The organism is Paenibacillus sp. SYP-B3998 (assembly GCF_010820665.1).
Taxonomy (GTDB): Bacteria; Bacillota; Bacilli; order Paenibacillales; family NBRC-103111; genus Paenibacillus_E.
Genome location: NZ_JAAIKC010000011.1, coordinates 71,504 through 88,239, shown reverse-complemented (window position 1 = coordinate 88,239; position 16,736 = coordinate 71,504). Strand labels below are relative to the sequence as shown.

Here is a 16,736-nt window from a genome sequence, read left to right as displayed (position 1 = left end):
AAGGGGTGCACAGATGAGAAATAAACTAATCAAAGTAGTTCTGCTAGGATCCGTACTATTATTTTCTCCGATTCTATCTATAACGAAAGCCGAAGCCCCAACCCCCGGCTCCTCAACGGACCCGGTAATTACGAAAAGTTACTTCGACCAGAACACCTTAAGCGAAGCCAAGGTGAAAGAGATCGTTGCCTCCGCGATCACGGCCAATACTGGCGGAAGCCAGCCTAATAGTGGGAGCAACGGAGGCTCAACTTCTTCGCCAGCGGCGATTACCGTTGTCCAGCTGAAAGCGGGACAAACGTTATTCGCGAGCGCTGGCGCTGAATTTATTGTTCGCTCTGGCAAGGTAATTGCCGTGAGCACTGACGAAAACGGGATTCCCGACGTGACCGGTGGCAAGGATATTGCCGCAGGTACGGAGATCGCGACGAATCATCTTTTGATTTTCCCGCGCGATGGACGAGGAATTAAGCCAGTTCCGAAGAATACGGCTGACATTTATGTCATGGTGCGTGGCAGTTACGTCCTACTTAATGCAGATGGAAGTACGACTACTCCATAATTTTACCCATGTTGACAAGATCTTATCCGTTTCGACTTCGAGGAACCAGCCATACTAAGGATGTACCCACATTTGAGGAGGCGATGATATGGCTAGAAGCAATAACATCAAAGTGGTTCCCGAGTCGAAAAAGGCACTGGATATCCTTAAGTATGAAATCGCGGCAGAGCTTGGATTACCTGTTGGTAAGCACTTTGCCTTCGATGCAGACACGGAATTCGCGACGGAATTAGGGGCAATTCCCTCTAGTTCAATTAAGGAAGATTACTGGGGACATATCTCTTCGAGAGATGCGGGAGCAGTAGGCGGAACGATTACTAAACGGCTGATCCAAAAGGCCGAGGAAGTTCTGTTTACTCTCTGATTTGGCTGGCATTATTTCTAAAATCTTAACATACGTTTCATTGACACTAGCGGACAAATAAAGTAAGATAATTTATTGAAGGTCAATGTTTATTCAAACCTTTTCCAATCGGGAAAGGTTCATTTTTTTGTTATGAGATGCACTTATTTTTACCATTTCGGACAAGTCGTATTTTTTGTAGCGCATGAGCGCAAAAGAAGAAGATTCCGTTTGGCGTGAAAAGCTGATGCAAAGCCTGGTCCATTTTCGAGAAAGTATAAGTTTCTTTTTTTGGAATTTTCTTTCTTATTGGCGATAAAACCTATCATAAACGCGGTCGCTCATCTTTGAATGACCTCGCTAGAGGTTTTCTCATATAGGCATCGATTAAAAGCTTTTCAAACATACTAAGATTTGATTAGGAGGATGGATGATATGGCGCAAGTACGTGGACGTCGTTTATTTACATCCGAATCCGTGACAGAAGGTCATCCTGATAAAATTTGTGACCAAATTTCTGACTCGGTATTGGATGCGTTTTTGGCCAATGACCCAAATGCTCGTGTAGCATGTGAGGTCTCTGTAGCAACTGGTTTGGTTTTGGTAATTGGTGAGATTTCTTCCAGCTCTGAATATGTAGATATTCAAGCGATTGCCAGACAAACCATTAAAGAAATTGGATACACGCGCGCGAAATTTGGTTTTGACTCCCAAACTTGTGCAGTTCTGGTTTCCTTGAACGAACAATCGGCTGATATTGCACAAGGCGTTAACAGAGCGCTCGAAGCAAGAGAAGGTACGATGTCAGATGAGGAAATTGAAGCAATCGGAGCAGGCGACCAAGGTCTAATGTTTGGATTTGCGGTAAACGAGACGCCTGAGCTTATGCCTTTGCCGATCTCGATTTCTCACCAACTGGCTCGCCGTTTGACCGAAGTGCGTAAGAATGGAACGCTTCCTTACCTACGCCCAGATGGTAAAACGCAAGTTACTGTTGAATACGTCGACGACAAGCCTGTTCGCGTTGATGCAATTGTCGTATCTACTCAGCACAGCGAAGATGTTACTTTGGAGCAAATCCAAAAAGACATTAAAGAACATGTTATCAATCCAATCGTTCCTGCACATCTTTTGGATGGGAATACGAACTACTTCATCAACCCAACTGGCCGTTTCGTTATCGGCGGGCCTCAAGGGGATGCTGGTTTGACAGGTCGTAAAATCATCGTTGATACTTACGGTGGTTATGCTCGTCATGGCGGCGGTGCGTTCTCCGGTAAGGATCCAACGAAAGTTGACCGTTCTGGTGCTTACGCGGCTCGTTATGTTGCGAAAAACATCGTAGCTGCTGGACTTGCTGAGAAATGTGAAGTTCAGCTTGCTTATGCAATCGGTGTTGCTAGACCAGTATCTATTGCTGTTGATACGTTTGGAACAGGTACTGTTAGCGAAGAGAAGCTTGTTGAATTGATCAGCAAAAACTTCGACTTGCGCCCAGCTGGAATCATTAAAGAGCTTGATTTGCGTCGTCCGATTTATCGTCAAACAGCTGCATACGGTCACTTTGGCCGTAACGATCTGGATGTTCCTTGGGAGCGTACAGATAAGGCTGCGACTTTAAAAGTGCAAGCACTCTCTTAATTTTATAGAATAGAAAAAGGCAGTTCGTCACTAAGACGAGCGGCCTTTTTTGACATATAAGAATTTATAAGTTTTGGGGTAATCGAAAGGTTACCTTTTTTTGCTGTATAAATACAACATATTTCCACACTATGATTTTCGTAACTTTTTCCATAGTTTTAGAGTCTATATAGGTATCTATTAAGATAAATACTAGACTTAGACTGAAAGAGGAGTGTGGAGAAGCAACATGAAGGTGCAGAAACAAATAGGTATAGGTGCGCTGGCTTGCGCATTAGCATGGCAATTGGTAGCCGGAACGGCGGTTTACGCCGCGGGGCCGACGTTAACATTGAGTTCGCAGGAGTCGATTACATCTGGCGCTATTCTCAAAAACTATGTATGGACAACAACGAGAGGCACTAAGAATGTTTCTGTGAATGCGAATGTCATTGAAGTAGACTTAACGAATCCGAATGTAAAAATAGACGCAATGGCTGGAACCAAAAATCAATTTACGAAGAACCAGAGTGTACTCGGTATGGCTAAGGACACGGGAGCCGTGGCTGGAGTGAATGGTGACTTCTTTAATACAAAAGCAGAAGGTGTACCGGAGGGAGCGCAAATCACGAATGGACAAGTGATGGCTACCCCTGCAAAAATTTCTGGATTGTATTCATTTGCAATAACGAAGGATAACCAACCCATTATTGATATTTTTGATTTCCAAGGAACAGTAAAAGCAAAAGATGGAACATCTTTTGACTTGGGTGGCGTGAATAAGACCTTTTATTGGGATGATAACGGCGTGGCCCTGATCGCTGATGGTCTATTTTTGTATACGAAGGCTTGGGCGATGACACAGCGTGCAGTTGATGGAACGAACGTTCCCACTGAGGTGCTTGTGCAGAATGGCGTAGTGAAAGAAATTGCAGTAGATACGAATATCAGGATGATTGCGCCTGAAGATGGTTATATTCTAAGAGGTTCAGGCTTGGCACGTGATTTCATTGTGAATCATCTTAAAGTTGGAGATCCGATCACAACCCAATATGATATGGTCCCTCACGACGCTTCCAAGACGTATGATTGGAAAAATTTCAAGATGATGATTGGTGGCAATACCCTGCTTGTAGATGACGCCAAACCAAGTTATTTTACTCGAAATATTAACGAATTTGACGGAAATACTCCGCGCTCAAGAACGGCAATGGGCTACTCCAAGGATTTCAAGACAGCGTATCTAATTACATCGGACAATAGTGGCAGCAGCAAGGGCATGACGCTTCCGGAGCTTCAGCAGTTTATGATTCAAGCAGGTGTTTGGAGAGGCATGGTTCTAGATGGTGGTGGTTCGACACAGATGGTCACCAGACCACTAGGTGAGTTTGATCCGAAATTAACGAATAAAACGGAGTACGGCAATCAGCGTGCAATTGCTAATGGAGTTGGCGTTTACACGACTGCGCCTAAGGGCGAGTTAAAGGGGCTTATCTTAAAAGGTCAAAAGCTTTTATTTATGAATGAATCTAGTACTTATCAATTTAAAGCTTACGATGATTATGATAATCCAGTTGCAGTAGATGCTATTGTCCCCGAGTGGAGCAGTTCCACAGCGAATGGGACGTTTAAAAATAATGTTTTCACGCCAACCCAGATAGGCAAAACACAAGTTATTGCTAAATCAGGCAAGGGCTCAGCGACGATGGATGTCGAAGTAGTAGGAAGAGACCAAATTTCCTCTTTGAAATTTAGTGCAGGCTCGTTCTCGCTGACAGAGGGAGGAGACTTTAGGTTGCCTTTGTCCGTGACTACGAAGAGTGGGATATCGAGAGAGTTACCAGCAGCGTCAGCGCAATGGGAACTAAAAGGTGTTAAAGGCACGATCAAAGATGGCGTTCTGCACGTAGATAGCTCTGTAGGCAGTCAGGCGGCTCAGGTAATTGCGAGATACGATGGTTATAGTACGATGGTTACTTTGCCAGTTGGGCAGGAGAAGGTTTGGTACGATCTTGATAAAAATGCAGTCATGACGACAGGAGATAAATATCCTGCGGAAGTCATTTCAAGTGTCAATGTCGTGCAAGAAAATACGGGTAACAAAAATTTGGAAATTGCCTATGATTTCACCAAGGGAACGGGAACTAAAGCAGCATATGCCAGATTTGATGGAACAAACGGTGTTCAAATTGAGGGTCAACCGCAATTTATTACGGCTAAAGTACTCGGTGACGGAAGCTTTAACTGGGTACGTGCTGAATTTGAGGATGCCGATGGCAAACAACAGCTGAGAAGTTTTACTGATAGTACAGATTGGACTGGATGGAAAAAGGTTACCGCGGATATGTCAGATTTAAAATTTCCTGTAAAATTGAAGAGCGTCTATGTAGCGAACCCAGCTATTGGACAGGATGAAAGAGCGGCTAAAGGGAAAATTAACATCGACGATATTTCTTTTATTTATAAGGGACAAATGCCTACATTACCTAAAAATTCGGTGAAGCTTACAGTGAATAAGAAGCAAGTATTTTTGAACGATAAGTCACTTACTTTGGAACAAGCGCCAACGATTGTTAAGGATAACACGATGATTCCGATTCGTTTTGTAACAGAGGCATTAGGCGGGGATGTTAAATGGGATGACAAAGAGCGCAAGGTAACGATTATTCGCGGTGATAAGCTCATCGATTTGTGGATTGATAATCCTGACCTGTTGGTAAATGGAGATCGAGTAACAGCTGAGGTAGCGCCAAGTATTATGAATAATCTAACGATGGTGCCTCTAAGACTAGTTTCTGAGAAATTGGGCTGGAAAGTAGGCTGGGAACCCAAAAACCAAGGGATTACCCTCGAATAAATAGTGCTATTAGTTCACTTCAAATGACTAGAATTATGATACAATATGGGGTAGACTAATTTCGTTTTCATAAAAGGAGCTTGTTCCCATTGCAACCGGACGCTATAGATCGTGTCATTAAAAACGCCATTAACGTCATGGAGAGCAGTAAGTATCAAATTTTTGAAATAGCAGAAACATCCCGTCTAGAGAAAGAGACGCTAGCTCGTGATCTAGAGGATATTAAGGATGAAACAAGTGTCACTATAGAGCTGGTGGACAAGCTGGAGAAGGACTACAAGCGGTCTCGTATTCGGTTAACAGAGGTTAGCAGAGATTTCAACAAATATCGTGAAGATGACATCAAAACTGCCTATGAAGCCGCCATCGGTTTCCAACTGCAGCTCACTATTGCTAGGGAAAAAGAGAGTCATCTCAAGACCCGTCGCAATGACTTACAGAAGCGAGTTAAAAATGTAGACAAGCAGGTAGAACGGGCAGAGACCATTGTCTCTCAGATGAATGTTGTGCTGGAGTATTTGTCAGGGGATCTGAATCAAGTTACCCGTATATTGGAATCCGCCAAAAATAGACAACTGCTCGGTTTGAAAATTATTTTGGCTCAAGAGGAAGAGAGAAAACGGATCGCACGCGAGATTCACGATGGGATGGCTCAAACGATGGCCAATGTCGTGCTTCGCACAGAAATTGCGCAACGTATGCTCGTCAAGCAGGATATTCCAGCAGTCAAAGAAGAATTAGTAGATTTGAAGGGCCAGGTCAGAGGGGGACTTGAAGAAGTTCGCAAGATTATCTTCAATCTCCGCCCAATGGCACTCGATGATTTAGGTATTGTACCTACGCTGCGCAAATATGTGCAGGATTTCGAGGAGAAGAACAAAATTCGCACGCAATTCAATCTGGTAGGTAGGGAATCTCGTATTCCATCCGGGCTTGAAATTGCCGTTTTCCGACTGGTGCAGGAAGCTCTATCGAATGTGATTAAACATGCGAAAGCCACTTTCGTATCTGTTGAGCTGACATTAGAGCCCGATCAAGTGCAAATCTATGTGGTTGATAATGGGGTAGGCTTTGATGTGGCACAGACAGAGCAGCGAATAGCCAAGGGGAATAATTTCGGTTTGCTAGGCATGCGTGAGCGTGTCGAGCTGCTGGAAGGCTCGATGGTTCTAGAGTCTGAAAAAGATTCGGGTACAAAAATTACGATGCTGATCCCTATCGGCGGCACAGAGAACAAGGAGGAAAATCAGAATGGACAACACGGCGAGTCATAAACGCAATGTGCGCATTGTGATTGCGGATGATCATCAACTTTTTCGCGAAGGTGTAAAACGAATTATCAATATGGAAGACGACATGGAGGTCATTGGGGAGTGCGGTGATGGCATTCAAGTCATCGAGCTGTGCAATCAGATCACACCAGATATCGTTCTTATGGATATCAATATGCCCCTTGAGAACGGTGTTGTGGCTACTGAGCGGCTGAAGCTCATTTTCCCAGATGTGAAAGTCATTATTTTATCCATTCATGATGATGAAAGCTATGTCTTCGAGACGCTTCGCAAAGGGGCTTCTGGCTATTTACTTAAGGATATGGAAGCGGAGTCGCTTATCAACGCGATACGTTCCGTCGTGGCAGGCCATGCCTACATACATCCTAAGGTTACAGGCAAGTTGATCAATCAATTGAGACGTATGACCTACCTTGATGATGTTGGTATCGTTGGTTCTGGTCAAGCTGTGAAAGATTCAGGTTTGAAATACATACATAATGCAAATAGTCCGCTAACGAAACGGGAAGCCGAAGTGCTTCGCCTGATGGCGGAAGGCAAGAGTAATAAGCTGATTGGGGAATTCCTCTTTATTAGCGAGAAAACGGTGAAGAATCACGTCAGCAGTATTCTACAAAAAATGGAAGTTGATGACCGTACTCAAGCAGTTATTATAGCGATTAAGAACGGTTGGGTAACCTTATAAGTAGAAGTTAAAAAAGCGCGGCATTTCTAAACAATCGTGAATAGGAACCCCCCCTCCTTCGATGGCATACAATGCAGAAAGGGAGGGAGCCGCTATGTGGATCGGATTGCTCTGGATCGTAGGCTGCTACGGAATCAGCATTGCTGTGCTTCATATCTTGTTCGGAGCCCGCAGAGGTGGAAGCAAGAAGCATTCAAGAGTTCTTTTAGTTACAAAAAATAATCAAAATCAGATTGAATGGTATATTCGCTCTTTGTATTTTTTTTCGCGAGTTAAAAGTACGGGGGTGACCGCTATCATCTTCGATCAGAGCTCATCAGATGATACAATGAATATCATTGAGCGATTATCACGTACGCACAGGCTAGAGGTTTATAGCCAAACGGATGATCAATCCATTGATCGCTATTTATTGCTTCATGAAGATGAACCTTTGATCGTCGTCAATCTTATCAATCGGGAGGATCTCGTAGAAATCCCAATGGTTATGTAGGAACTGATTTCAAAACTATAGAGAGCAAGGTGAAGAATGAAGGGTCAACTATATGCAGTACAGCTTGGATCGAAGTGGACATGGTATTCAACGATTCATATGCATACAGACATTCATTATTGGTTCCAACAACACGCTGCCGACGCCGGCATTGTGGTGCTGGAGCCTTTTATTTCTTTAGGGCAAGCTATGCGCATGCTTCAGAAGATAACCTCCGAAACTACCTCGTTGAATATGCAACTACCAACCTCTAGACTTACTGAACAACTCAAGCGATTGGCAGCCAGCTGTGGCATTGTTAGCGGTGTGAGCGAAACTTTCTCTTTGAAGCCTATCCAATACGATAGGTGGAAACAAAACTTATATCCATTAAGCGATTTGCAAGCCGGTGTGTATAAGAAAATCGTACAAGCTTGCAGTGGCAGAGCGCTGCTCATTGAAGAATTTCAATTATTATTAGAGAATCATGGCTTAGCACTTCATACAGAGGCTTGGCTTTCTTATGTGCAGCTCGCTGATCTGAACGGGGATGTTGAAGTAGCTAATGGATTGCAAATTACGGAAAGACGAGAGTGGCGGCGTGGTTTCATTAAAAATGTCATCTATACCTGTAAACGATGCGGAAGCGGTTCAGAGCGTATGTACAGGGCTAACTGTATAAATTGTGGTCAGGACTGCGCCTACTGTGAAGAGTGCCTAACAATGGGACGGACGCGGTTTTGCTCATTGCTCATTCTTGGGAGAACTAGTAAGCAGGGAGACAAGGATGATTTGGTGGTGGGAAGAACCCGAATTCCAGAGCCAGGGGATGTTGAAAAGCTAGGCAAAGTAAAGCAAGGACGAACAGCTTCACGTGTAGACAATGATGAGCATTGCAATGAGGACAAATATGCTAGATATCGGTTTTACACCGATCAGTGGGGATTGAGCGAGGCCCAAACGGCAGCTTCATTGGAAGGGCTTCGATATATTGGAGACACGCATGAGAATATAAAGGTAAGGAGAGGAAAGGTTAACAATCCTCAAGAACCAGGAAAGTTCTTAATCTGGGCTGTTACAGGCGCAGGTAAAACGGAAATGATATTCCCATTCATCCACTACACCGTCGCTAGAGGAGGCCGTGTACTTATTGCAACACCGCGCAAGGATGTTGTGCTTGAGCTGCAGCCGCGAATTGGACGGGCTTTTGCTAATTATAGCGTAGTTACGCTATATGGAGGCAGCGAGCACAGATGGGAACAGGGTCAGATTACGATTGCGACGACGCATCAACTGCTGCGCTTTCACGAGGCCTTTGATCTGGTTATTATTGACGAAATTGATGCGTTCCCTTATCACAATAATCCTATGTTGGCCTATGCGGCTGGCAAAGTATGCAAGCCTAACGGCAACAATATCCTTTTATCGGCGACTCCACCGCATGCTGTGAGAAAGGCCGCTAAGCGTGGAAGCTTGTCACACGTTCGAGTGCCTGTACGGTTTCACAGGCATCCCTTACCTGTTCCGCGGTCGATGATTATCACTTCTGTACGCAAATTAATCCTTGCTAAGAAGCTTCCACAATCTCTCCTTAGTAGAATTAAGATCTCCATAGAGCGAGGGGCCCAGGTGTTTGTTTTCGTACCCAACATTCAATTGGTTGAGCCCATGGTTGAGCTGCTACGAGCTACAATCCAGCGTGAAGGGGGCGGTACTCCAGTATGTGTGGAGGGAACGTCCTCCAAGGATCCTAATCGAACGGATAAGGTGCAGCGGTTTCGGAATCGAGATATTCGTGTACTCGTTACGACTACAATTCTAGAACGGGGAGTCACGATTCCACAATCGGACGTATTCATTTTAGATGCCGATTCTGCGCTATTCGATGAGTCTGCGCTCGTTCAAATGGCGGGACGTGCAGGGAGGTCCAAGGAGGACCCGGCAGGAATGGTATATTTTGCAGCCAAAGAAATGACAAAGTCGCAAAAGGAGGCGATCCGACAAATTAAACAAATGAACCGTATTGCACGGAAACAAGGTTATCTAAAAGGGGGAAATGAATGAAAGAGCACAAAAAGAAATCTGGAAAATGGAAAGAACGCATTGCGGAAGCAATTTTTTCACTTCTCAGCCCACAGAAAGATACGTGTATGTTGTGCAAACAACAAAGCCACTTACATAGCTCAGAGCTAGGCCTGTGCTGCGCTTGTTTTAGACGTATTCCTTGGATTGTAGAAGTACTTTGTCCTTCCTGTGGACGAGGCGAGAACTGCCAGGACTGTGTGCGTCGAAAGGAGACCTATTTCGCTGGGAATCGTAGTGCTGTAAAGTACGACGATACGATGAAAGAGTTGCTTGCGAGATACAAGTACCGCGGAGATGAGCGTTTAAAATCGGTCTTAGGACATATGCTCGTTCACGCTTATCGCTTGCTTCGCGCAGATGCAGGACGAAATCGCATGGGTATTGCGTATGAGTTAATTACTTATGTTCCTGTAAGCGAGCGCAGGTTAAAGGAAAGAGGATTTAACCAGGCAGAGCAAATGGCTGCTGAGCTCGGCCGCAGGATGGGCATTGCCGTTGTGCCGCTTCTTCTTCGTTCTAAGCATACGGATAAACAGAGCTTCAAAACGAGAAATGAGCGTTTAGCTGATTTGCATCAGGTTTTTGAGATAAGCCCTGTGCATGTGGAGCAGGTTAAGCAGCTGAACAATGCTCATTTAATCATCTATATCATTGATGATGTCTATACAACTGGGAGTACCATGAATCAATGCGCTAAGGTACTCAAGGAGAGCTTGAAAGCTGAGGTCTTCGGCATAACTTGGGCGAGGTAAGGGGGAGACGCTATAGAAATAATATAAATGTGCAAATCGTGTCGAACTGCGGTAAACTGGAATTAATAAATCGTTATATGGGAATAATAGAAGGAGGGCTGTGCAATGAGCATGAATGTAGCGAATTGTCCGCGCTGTGGGAAAATTTTTGTTAAAGGTTTTAATGAAGTCTGTCCAAATTGTGTAAAAGAAATAGATCAGCAATATGAGAAATGTGTGAAGTACTTACGTGATAATAAAGGAACTTCGATTAACGAATTAAGCGAAGCCACGGATGTCACGATGAAACAAATCACCAAGTTTATTCGTGAAGGCCGAATTTCTATTATGAATGCGCCAAATATGTCTTATCCCTGTGAAGTGTGTGGAACTTTGATTCGTGATAACACGCTTTGCGAACCTTGCCGGAGCAAGCTGGTGAAGGATGTTAGGAATAACGCAGAGGATGAGCGGCGTAATGATGAACGTAAGAAGCAATCTGGCGGCATTACCTTTAATATTCAAGACCGACTGAATGATAAGCGCTAATTTTGAATTAGGACCATAGAGATATAAAGTTTCATATGTACGATGCCGATAATAGTTCTAAAGATTATCGGCATTTTATTTTTATATGTCAGAGACATAGGAGAGTTGTAGTTATGAAAATTAATGAAAATCAGCGGGTAGGCGCTGTCAATCCTTATAAAAAATCAGGTGAAGCCAATTTCGTTCAATTGGCTGGCAAGAAGACTAAACCAAAAGACCAGGTCGAGATTTCAGCTGAAGCCAAGGAGCTGCTAGGTGCTCAGGGAAGCGTTCCTACGGAGGAGCAAACTCTTCGTCTTGAAGATTTGAAAAAATCAGTTGCTTCTGGAACCTATCATGTAGATGCGGGTAAGATAGCAGAGAAGCTTCTTCCTTATTTGAAGTAGGATAGTTAGGCATAACAAATTAAAGCAGGTGAACGAGCGTGTCGATTCAGCCATTATTGGAAACGATGGGTATACTCCTGGAAGCACACGAGGCATTGCTCGGTCTTGCTCGAGACAAGACGCAAGTCCTCGTTAGCAACGATATCAATCAGTTAAATATGATCGTGAATAGAGAAAACAAATGGATTAGAATAATTGCTGAGACTGATCAGCAACGCTTACAGCTGATTAGTGCATACTTGATTTCCAGAGGGTATAATCCTAATCCCAAAATCACAGTTAGTGATCTCGTCAAGGTGATTTTTAAAGCAGAAGAAAAGCAAGCCCTTGCCCAAGCACAGCAAAAGTTACTGGCAACGATTAAGGAGTTAAAGGCATCAAACAATATCAATCAGCAGTTGATAGAGCAATCTCTTTCTTTTATTAATTATTCAATTGATCTAGTATTGGGAGCGCCGGAGGATGATGTATTGTATCAGCACCCACATCAGCAGGCTTACGGTACGAAAAGATTAGGGGTTTTCGATACAAAGGCTTAAGTACTTCCAATATGAAAGGAGATAAGAATATATGCGTTCCACCTTCAGCGGAATAGAGATTTCTAAGCGTTCTTTGTTTACGCAGCAAGCAGCCTTGACGACGACAGGTCATAATATTGCGAATGCAAATACGAAAGGGTATTCAAGACAGGTTGTCAATATGGTGGCGTCCATTCCAATCGAATATCCGGGGCTATCGCGAAGTAATGTTCCGGGCCAAATGGGTCAAGGTGTTGAATTCGAAAGTATTACGCGGGTTCGTGAGAGTTTTTTAGACAACCAATTTCATAATGAAAATAAGAATTTAGGGGATTGGACGGTTCGTAAGGATACACTAGAGAAATTGGAGGCTATTATTAATGAGCCTTCGGATACGGGTATCCGCCAGACGATCGAAGGATTCTGGAATGCCTGGCAAGAATTAAGTAAGTCACCGGAGAATACTACAGCTCGCGTATTGGTTAAAGAGCGGGCGCTAGCGCTGACAGATGCATTCAATCAAACATCGCGTCAATTAAGCGATCTGTCTGGCGATTTAACGGAAAACGTTGAAGTAAAGGTTAAGCAAACGAATCAGTATCTATCGCAAATCTCTCATTTGAATGAAGAGATCTATCGTATTGAAGGACTTGGAGATAGCGCTAATGATCTCAGGGATCAACGCGATCTATTAATGGATGATCTTTCTGAAATCATTAATATCAGCTATACAGAAGATGCATCTGGTTATAATGTGAAAATGGGTAATATCCAACTCGTTACTGGTAAAGAACAAAATACTACTTTTACCAGAGCGTCGTTAGAGGCAGCTGCCGGAACTGAATTGAACAGCGGCGAAGTGTACGGAATGATTCAGTCACGCGATTATTACGTATCCAATTACCAGTTTCAGTTGAATAATATGATTAAAACATTGGTTCAAGGGGATATGCAGGTTGCTCTTCCGAAAGGCATGGTCGTACCGGCAGGAACAACGCTAACTATAGCGAATCCGGATGGTACAACCACGCAGCAAGCATTCAACGGATCATTAGCCCAAAGGACTCTGGGACCTAATACGAACGTAGTAGTAAAAGGATTTAATGGGCTTCATGAATTAGGTTATGCTTCATCAAGTCCGCTTAAAGTGGGTATTCCATTTTTTACGCTTAAGCAAGGCGCTACCGATTTCGATGCCAGTAGCATTACGGTAAATCCGGATATTGCTAATGATGTTTCTAATATCTCCTCTTCTTCTAGAACCTTTATAGATACCGATGGGGTTGAAAAGGTAGTAAAGGGAAACAATGACATGGCACTTTTGCTAGCAAGCGTCCGAAATACTAAAGTGAATTTTGATCCTTCAGCTACAGGTAAACCAATTTTGACAGGTGGTACTTTTGATGAGTTTTTTAGATCCATTGTCGGGGAGCTGGGCGTACAAAGCCAAGAGGCTACCCGGCAAGCGAAAAATCAGCAAATTCTTGTAGATCAGGTTGATTCCAGAAGGCAATCGGTAAGCGGTGTCTCGTTAGACGAAGAGATGGCCAGCATGATTAAATTTCAGCATGCATACAATGCTGCTGCTCGTGTAATGACAACTTTCGATGAAACGCTGGATAAAGTTATTAATAGTATGGGCGTAGTAGGACGCTAGGCTATAAATAACTTCATAACAATGAAGCAGGTGACGATAACATGGCGACAAGAGTAACGCAGGGAATGCTCAATAACCAACTGTTAAGAAATATTAATACAAACCTAACCCGTATTAATACCCACCAAAATGAACTATCAACGGGACGGAAGATTAATAAACCATCGGATGATCCGGTGGGAATTAGCTCATCCCTTCGTTATCGGAGCGAGGTTTCTGAAAATGAACAATATGAGAGTAATGTAGATGCAGCTATATCATGGCTAGATTATACAGATACTTCTCTAGGACAAGCTAACAGTGTGATTCAACGTGTCCGAGAGTTGGCTGTACAGGGTGCTACTGACACAAACCCGAAAGCGGCGTTGGATTCAATTGCTAGTGAGGTTCAACAGCTCTATTCTCAAATGGTCTCTATTGGAAATAGTGAGTTTAATGGGAAATATGTGTTTAATGGGCAGTTAACAGATAAAGCTCCCTACACGGAGGCTACTGCTGATACTGATAAAGTCGATCAAGGTGAAATTAAATTCGAAATTGGAACAGGCGTGAAAATTTCTGCGAATAAACCCGGTAATAGTGTGTTTGGAGAGCCAGACGATCCCAATAGTCCTGGAACGAAGGACAATGTTTTTAGAGTGCTCAAAGATTTGATTTCTGCGCTTGGAGCGGGAAACACGAAACAAGTCAGTGCAATTATTGGGCGAATTGATACGCAAAACGATAAATTCTTGGAAGCTAGAGCGGACGTTGGGGCAAAGTCAAACCGAATAGAGTTGGCTAAATCAAGGTTACAGGATATTAGTGTGAATCTGCAATCTTTGCAATCAAAGACAGAGGATGCAGATATCTCGGGAGTAATTACCAATCTTAAAACAGATGAAAATGTATACCAAGCATCCTTATCTGTAGGATCCAAAATCATTAGTACAACTCTTGTCGATTTCCTTCGCTAGGAGGAGGCTAGGTGAACAATCTATCTTTCCCGCAAATACAAATAAGTCAGCAGTATGGCAAAATTGGCATTGACGCTGATCTAGGTCGACAGGAGATCCAACAGCCTAGAGCAACTCAAGAGCTAATTACGACTCCTTCCGTTATGGAGATTGATTCTAATCCGGGCCACCTATTCATTGATAATAGTAAATGGCATGATGCATTAGGACATGGCCCTTTTCTCGAGGTGATGAATCGAATCTATTCACAGTCTCGAAGTATTGCCCTCCAAGGTATCGCGAAGATCGTTGAGGATGGCAATCGGTTGGCAGCTATTCATACTGGAGAGAATGTAGTTGCGGCATTGGCAAAGGAAAGTACAGAGGATATAGATTTCTCTGAGTACATGTATATGGGTGATGCTTCGGTGGATAATATAGACATACGGTATGAAGCTGGGGAACTTACTATTCAATTTCAACCAGCTCGTGTGGAACATAATGTTACGATAAATCGTCCCCAAATTGATTATCATCGCGGTAAGCTGGACATTTATATGCTTCAGTATCCTAAGGTGGAAATTATACCACCACAAATTGATATGAAAACTTAAACATAATTTACAATGAAGCTATAGCTGCTTAAGGCACCTATAGCTCATTTTTATTACTTACAGAAGGGGTGTTGTAATATGTTGTTAGACACAATAATGTTAGGAGAAATAAACTATGAAGAAGAAGAAGTTATAACGTTTGCTCAAGGGATCCCAGGTTTCGAGAAGCTTCAAAGATACCTTGTTATTAAATCAAGCGAGGAAGATCCTGTTGCTTATTTACAATCGATAGATGAGAGCAGAATGCATTTTGTAATTACAAATCCGTTCTATATTCACGCTGAATATGAGTTTCACATAGATACGGCTGATCAAATTGAACTTGAGATTAAATCTCAATCCGACGTGGAGGTTTGGTCAATTCTGACGACACATGAACATATACAAGAGACAACAATTAATCTATTAGCGCCGATTATTATCAATAAGAACTCCAAACAGGCAAAGCAGATTATTTTACACAGTACAGAATACCGAACGAAACATCGGTTATTGGATCTGATGGTGGCAGCGAGCCAGAACGAAGGGGAGTGAAGTGATGCTTGTTCTTTCAAGGAAGCCTGGGGAAACCATTATGATTGGGGATCAAATAGAGCTCATTGTACTTAGTACAGAGGGAGATGTAGTTAAGCTTGGGGTTGTTGCGCCCAAAGAACAGCAGATTTTGCGTAAAGAAATTTATGTTGCACTCAAGGAATCCAATCTAGAAGCTTCGAATCCAACTGCTAATCTAAATAAGTTGAGGGACTTTTTTAAAAAAAAATAACTTTGAAAAATGCTATTAACTTTATGCAAGTTCATTCCGATATCTAGATTAGAGAGAGGAAGATAAGGGCGGCCGACCTAAATTGACCTTACTTAATACATTACACCACCACATGGATGTGGGGTTATGAACTTCAAGGAGGAAGAAAAATTATGATTATCAACCACAATATCGCAGCTATGAACACGCACCGTCAGTTGGGTGTTAACACCGCAGCAACTAGCAAGAACATCGAGAAATTGTCTTCTGGTCTTCGCATCAACCGCGCAGGTGATGACGCAGCAGGTCTAGCAATCTCCGAGAAAATGCGCGGCCAGATCCGTGGTTTGGATCAAGCTACTCGCAACTCTCAAGATGGTATCTCCTTGATCCAAACGGCAGAGGGTGCATTGAACGAAACTCACTCGATCCTACAACGTATGCGTGAATTAGCAGTTCAATCTGCGAGTGATACGAATACTGATGCTGACCGTACAGAACTTCAAAAAGAAGTTACAGCTCTTACTACAGAAATTGATCGTATTTCAAATAACACAGAATTTAATACTCAAAACCTACTAGATGGTAAGTTTACAGGTAAGAAAATTCACATTGGTGCAAATGCTGGCCAAACCTTGACATTGAAAATCTCAACTATGGGAGCTAAGGCTCTTGGGGTAAGTGG

At 43.1% G+C, this 16,736-nt stretch carries 18 protein-coding genes; all 18 read left to right on the top strand.

Annotation, left to right across the window (positions count from 1 at the left end):
• Positions 1 to 13: 13 nt before the first annotated feature.
• Positions 14 to 562, top strand: a complete 549-nt coding sequence (locus GK047_RS22985) for a hypothetical protein (protein ID WP_163952160.1) — start codon at positions 14 to 16, stop codon at positions 560 to 562.
• Between the two features lie 88 nt (positions 563 to 650).
• Entirely contained in the window at positions 651 to 926 is a 276-nt protein-coding gene (locus GK047_RS22980; RefSeq protein WP_163952159.1) for an alpha/beta-type small acid-soluble spore protein, read from the top strand.
• Positions 927 to 1,340: 414 nt separating this feature from the next.
• A complete protein-coding gene (metK, locus tag GK047_RS22975; protein WP_163952157.1) occupies positions 1,341 to 2,546 on the top strand; it encodes a methionine adenosyltransferase in 1,206 nt (401 codons plus the stop codon).
• A gap of 229 nt (positions 2,547 to 2,775) precedes the next feature.
• Positions 2,776 to 5,382, top strand: coding sequence for a stalk domain-containing protein (locus GK047_RS22970; protein WP_163952155.1), 2,607 nt, complete (start codon positions 2,776 to 2,778; stop codon positions 5,380 to 5,382).
• Positions 5,383 to 5,471: 89 nt separating this feature from the next.
• Entirely contained in the window at positions 5,472 to 6,656 is a 1,185-nt protein-coding gene (locus GK047_RS22965) for a sensor histidine kinase (protein WP_163952153.1), read from the top strand.
• Positions 6,634 to 7,359: a response regulator gene (locus tag GK047_RS22960; protein ID WP_163952151.1), complete on the top strand. Its 726-nt coding sequence runs from the start codon at positions 6,634 to 6,636 to the stop codon at positions 7,357 to 7,359. The genes GK047_RS22965 and GK047_RS22960 overlap by 23 nt, the downstream gene beginning before the upstream one ends.
• A 94-nt stretch (positions 7,360 to 7,453) precedes the next feature.
• Positions 7,454 to 7,852: a hypothetical protein gene (locus GK047_RS22955; protein WP_163952149.1), complete on the top strand. Its 399-nt coding sequence runs from the start codon at positions 7,454 to 7,456 to the stop codon at positions 7,850 to 7,852.
• A gap of 36 nt (positions 7,853 to 7,888) precedes the next feature.
• Positions 7,889 to 9,895, top strand: coding sequence for an ATP-dependent helicase ComFA (locus GK047_RS22950; protein ID WP_240344116.1), 2,007 nt, complete (start codon positions 7,889 to 7,891; stop codon positions 9,893 to 9,895).
• Entirely contained in the window at positions 9,892 to 10,668 is a 777-nt protein-coding gene (locus GK047_RS22945) for a ComF family protein (protein WP_163952147.1), read from the top strand. Before GK047_RS22950 ends, GK047_RS22945 begins: the two co-directional genes overlap by 4 nt.
• A gap of 111 nt (positions 10,669 to 10,779) precedes the next feature.
• Positions 10,780 to 11,196, top strand: a complete 417-nt coding sequence (locus tag GK047_RS22940; protein ID WP_163952274.1) for a TIGR03826 family flagellar region protein — start codon at positions 10,780 to 10,782, stop codon at positions 11,194 to 11,196.
• Between the two features lie 113 nt (positions 11,197 to 11,309).
• Complete coding sequence (gene flgM / locus GK047_RS22935) at positions 11,310 to 11,582, top strand: flagellar biosynthesis anti-sigma factor FlgM (protein ID WP_163952145.1); 273 nt, start codon at positions 11,310 to 11,312, stop codon at positions 11,580 to 11,582.
• A 38-nt stretch (positions 11,583 to 11,620) separates the two neighbouring features.
• Positions 11,621 to 12,121 (top strand): flagellar export chaperone FlgN, encoded by a 501-nt coding sequence (locus GK047_RS22930; protein ID WP_163952143.1) that lies wholly within the window; start codon positions 11,621 to 11,623, stop codon positions 12,119 to 12,121.
• A 31-nt stretch (positions 12,122 to 12,152) separates the two neighbouring features.
• Complete coding sequence (flgK, locus tag GK047_RS22925; RefSeq protein WP_163952141.1) at positions 12,153 to 13,757, top strand: flagellar hook-associated protein FlgK; 1,605 nt, start codon at positions 12,153 to 12,155, stop codon at positions 13,755 to 13,757.
• A 41-nt stretch (positions 13,758 to 13,798) separates the two neighbouring features.
• Positions 13,799 to 14,713: a flagellar hook-associated protein FlgL gene (flgL, locus tag GK047_RS22920; protein ID WP_163952139.1), complete on the top strand. Its 915-nt coding sequence runs from the start codon at positions 13,799 to 13,801 to the stop codon at positions 14,711 to 14,713.
• Positions 14,714 to 14,724: 11 nt separating this feature from the next.
• On the top strand, positions 14,725 to 15,306 hold the full coding sequence (locus tag GK047_RS22915) for a DUF6470 family protein (protein ID WP_163952138.1): 582 nt from the start codon (positions 14,725 to 14,727) through the stop codon (positions 15,304 to 15,306).
• A 96-nt stretch (positions 15,307 to 15,402) separates the two neighbouring features.
• The gene (gene fliW, locus GK047_RS22910; RefSeq protein ID WP_163952135.1) at positions 15,403 to 15,840 is read left to right on the top strand and encodes a flagellar assembly protein FliW; all 438 of its coding nucleotides are present in this window, start codon (positions 15,403 to 15,405) and stop codon (positions 15,838 to 15,840) included.
• 4 nt (positions 15,841 to 15,844) lie between these two features.
• Positions 15,845 to 16,072, top strand: coding sequence for a carbon storage regulator CsrA (gene csrA, locus GK047_RS22905; RefSeq protein ID WP_163952133.1), 228 nt, complete (start codon positions 15,845 to 15,847; stop codon positions 16,070 to 16,072).
• Between the two features lie 152 nt (positions 16,073 to 16,224).
• Positions 16,225 to 16,736: flagellin N-terminal helical domain-containing protein (locus GK047_RS29840; protein ID WP_481856040.1), on the top strand; the 512-nt coding region annotated here is incomplete at its 3' end.

Coding starts and splice junctions, on each gene's coding strand:
- GK047_RS22985 (WP_163952160.1), top strand. CDS start 14: ATGAGAAATAAACTAATCAAAGTAGTTCTGCTAGGATCCGTACTATTA.
- GK047_RS22980 (WP_163952159.1), top strand. CDS start 651: ATGGCTAGAAGCAATAACATCAAAGTGGTTCCCGAGTCGAAAAAGGCA.
- metK (WP_163952157.1), top strand. CDS start 1,341: ATGGCGCAAGTACGTGGACGTCGTTTATTTACATCCGAATCCGTGACA.
- GK047_RS22970 (WP_163952155.1), top strand. CDS start 2,776: ATGAAGGTGCAGAAACAAATAGGTATAGGTGCGCTGGCTTGCGCATTA.
- GK047_RS22960 (WP_163952151.1), top strand. CDS start 6,634: ATGGACAACACGGCGAGTCATAAACGCAATGTGCGCATTGTGATTGCG.
- GK047_RS22955 (WP_163952149.1), top strand. CDS start 7,454: ATGTGGATCGGATTGCTCTGGATCGTAGGCTGCTACGGAATCAGCATT.
- GK047_RS22950 (WP_240344116.1), top strand. CDS start 7,889: ATGAAGGGTCAACTATATGCAGTACAGCTTGGATCGAAGTGGACATGG.
- GK047_RS22945 (WP_163952147.1), top strand. CDS start 9,892: ATGAAAGAGCACAAAAAGAAATCTGGAAAATGGAAAGAACGCATTGCG.
- GK047_RS22940 (WP_163952274.1), top strand. CDS start 10,780: ATGAATGTAGCGAATTGTCCGCGCTGTGGGAAAATTTTTGTTAAAGGT.
- flgM (WP_163952145.1), top strand. CDS start 11,310: ATGAAAATTAATGAAAATCAGCGGGTAGGCGCTGTCAATCCTTATAAA.
- flgK (WP_163952141.1), top strand. CDS start 12,153: ATGCGTTCCACCTTCAGCGGAATAGAGATTTCTAAGCGTTCTTTGTTT.
- flgL (WP_163952139.1), top strand. CDS start 13,799: ATGGCGACAAGAGTAACGCAGGGAATGCTCAATAACCAACTGTTAAGA.
- fliW (WP_163952135.1), top strand. CDS start 15,403: ATGTTAGGAGAAATAAACTATGAAGAAGAAGAAGTTATAACGTTTGCT.
- csrA (WP_163952133.1), top strand. CDS start 15,845: ATGCTTGTTCTTTCAAGGAAGCCTGGGGAAACCATTATGATTGGGGAT.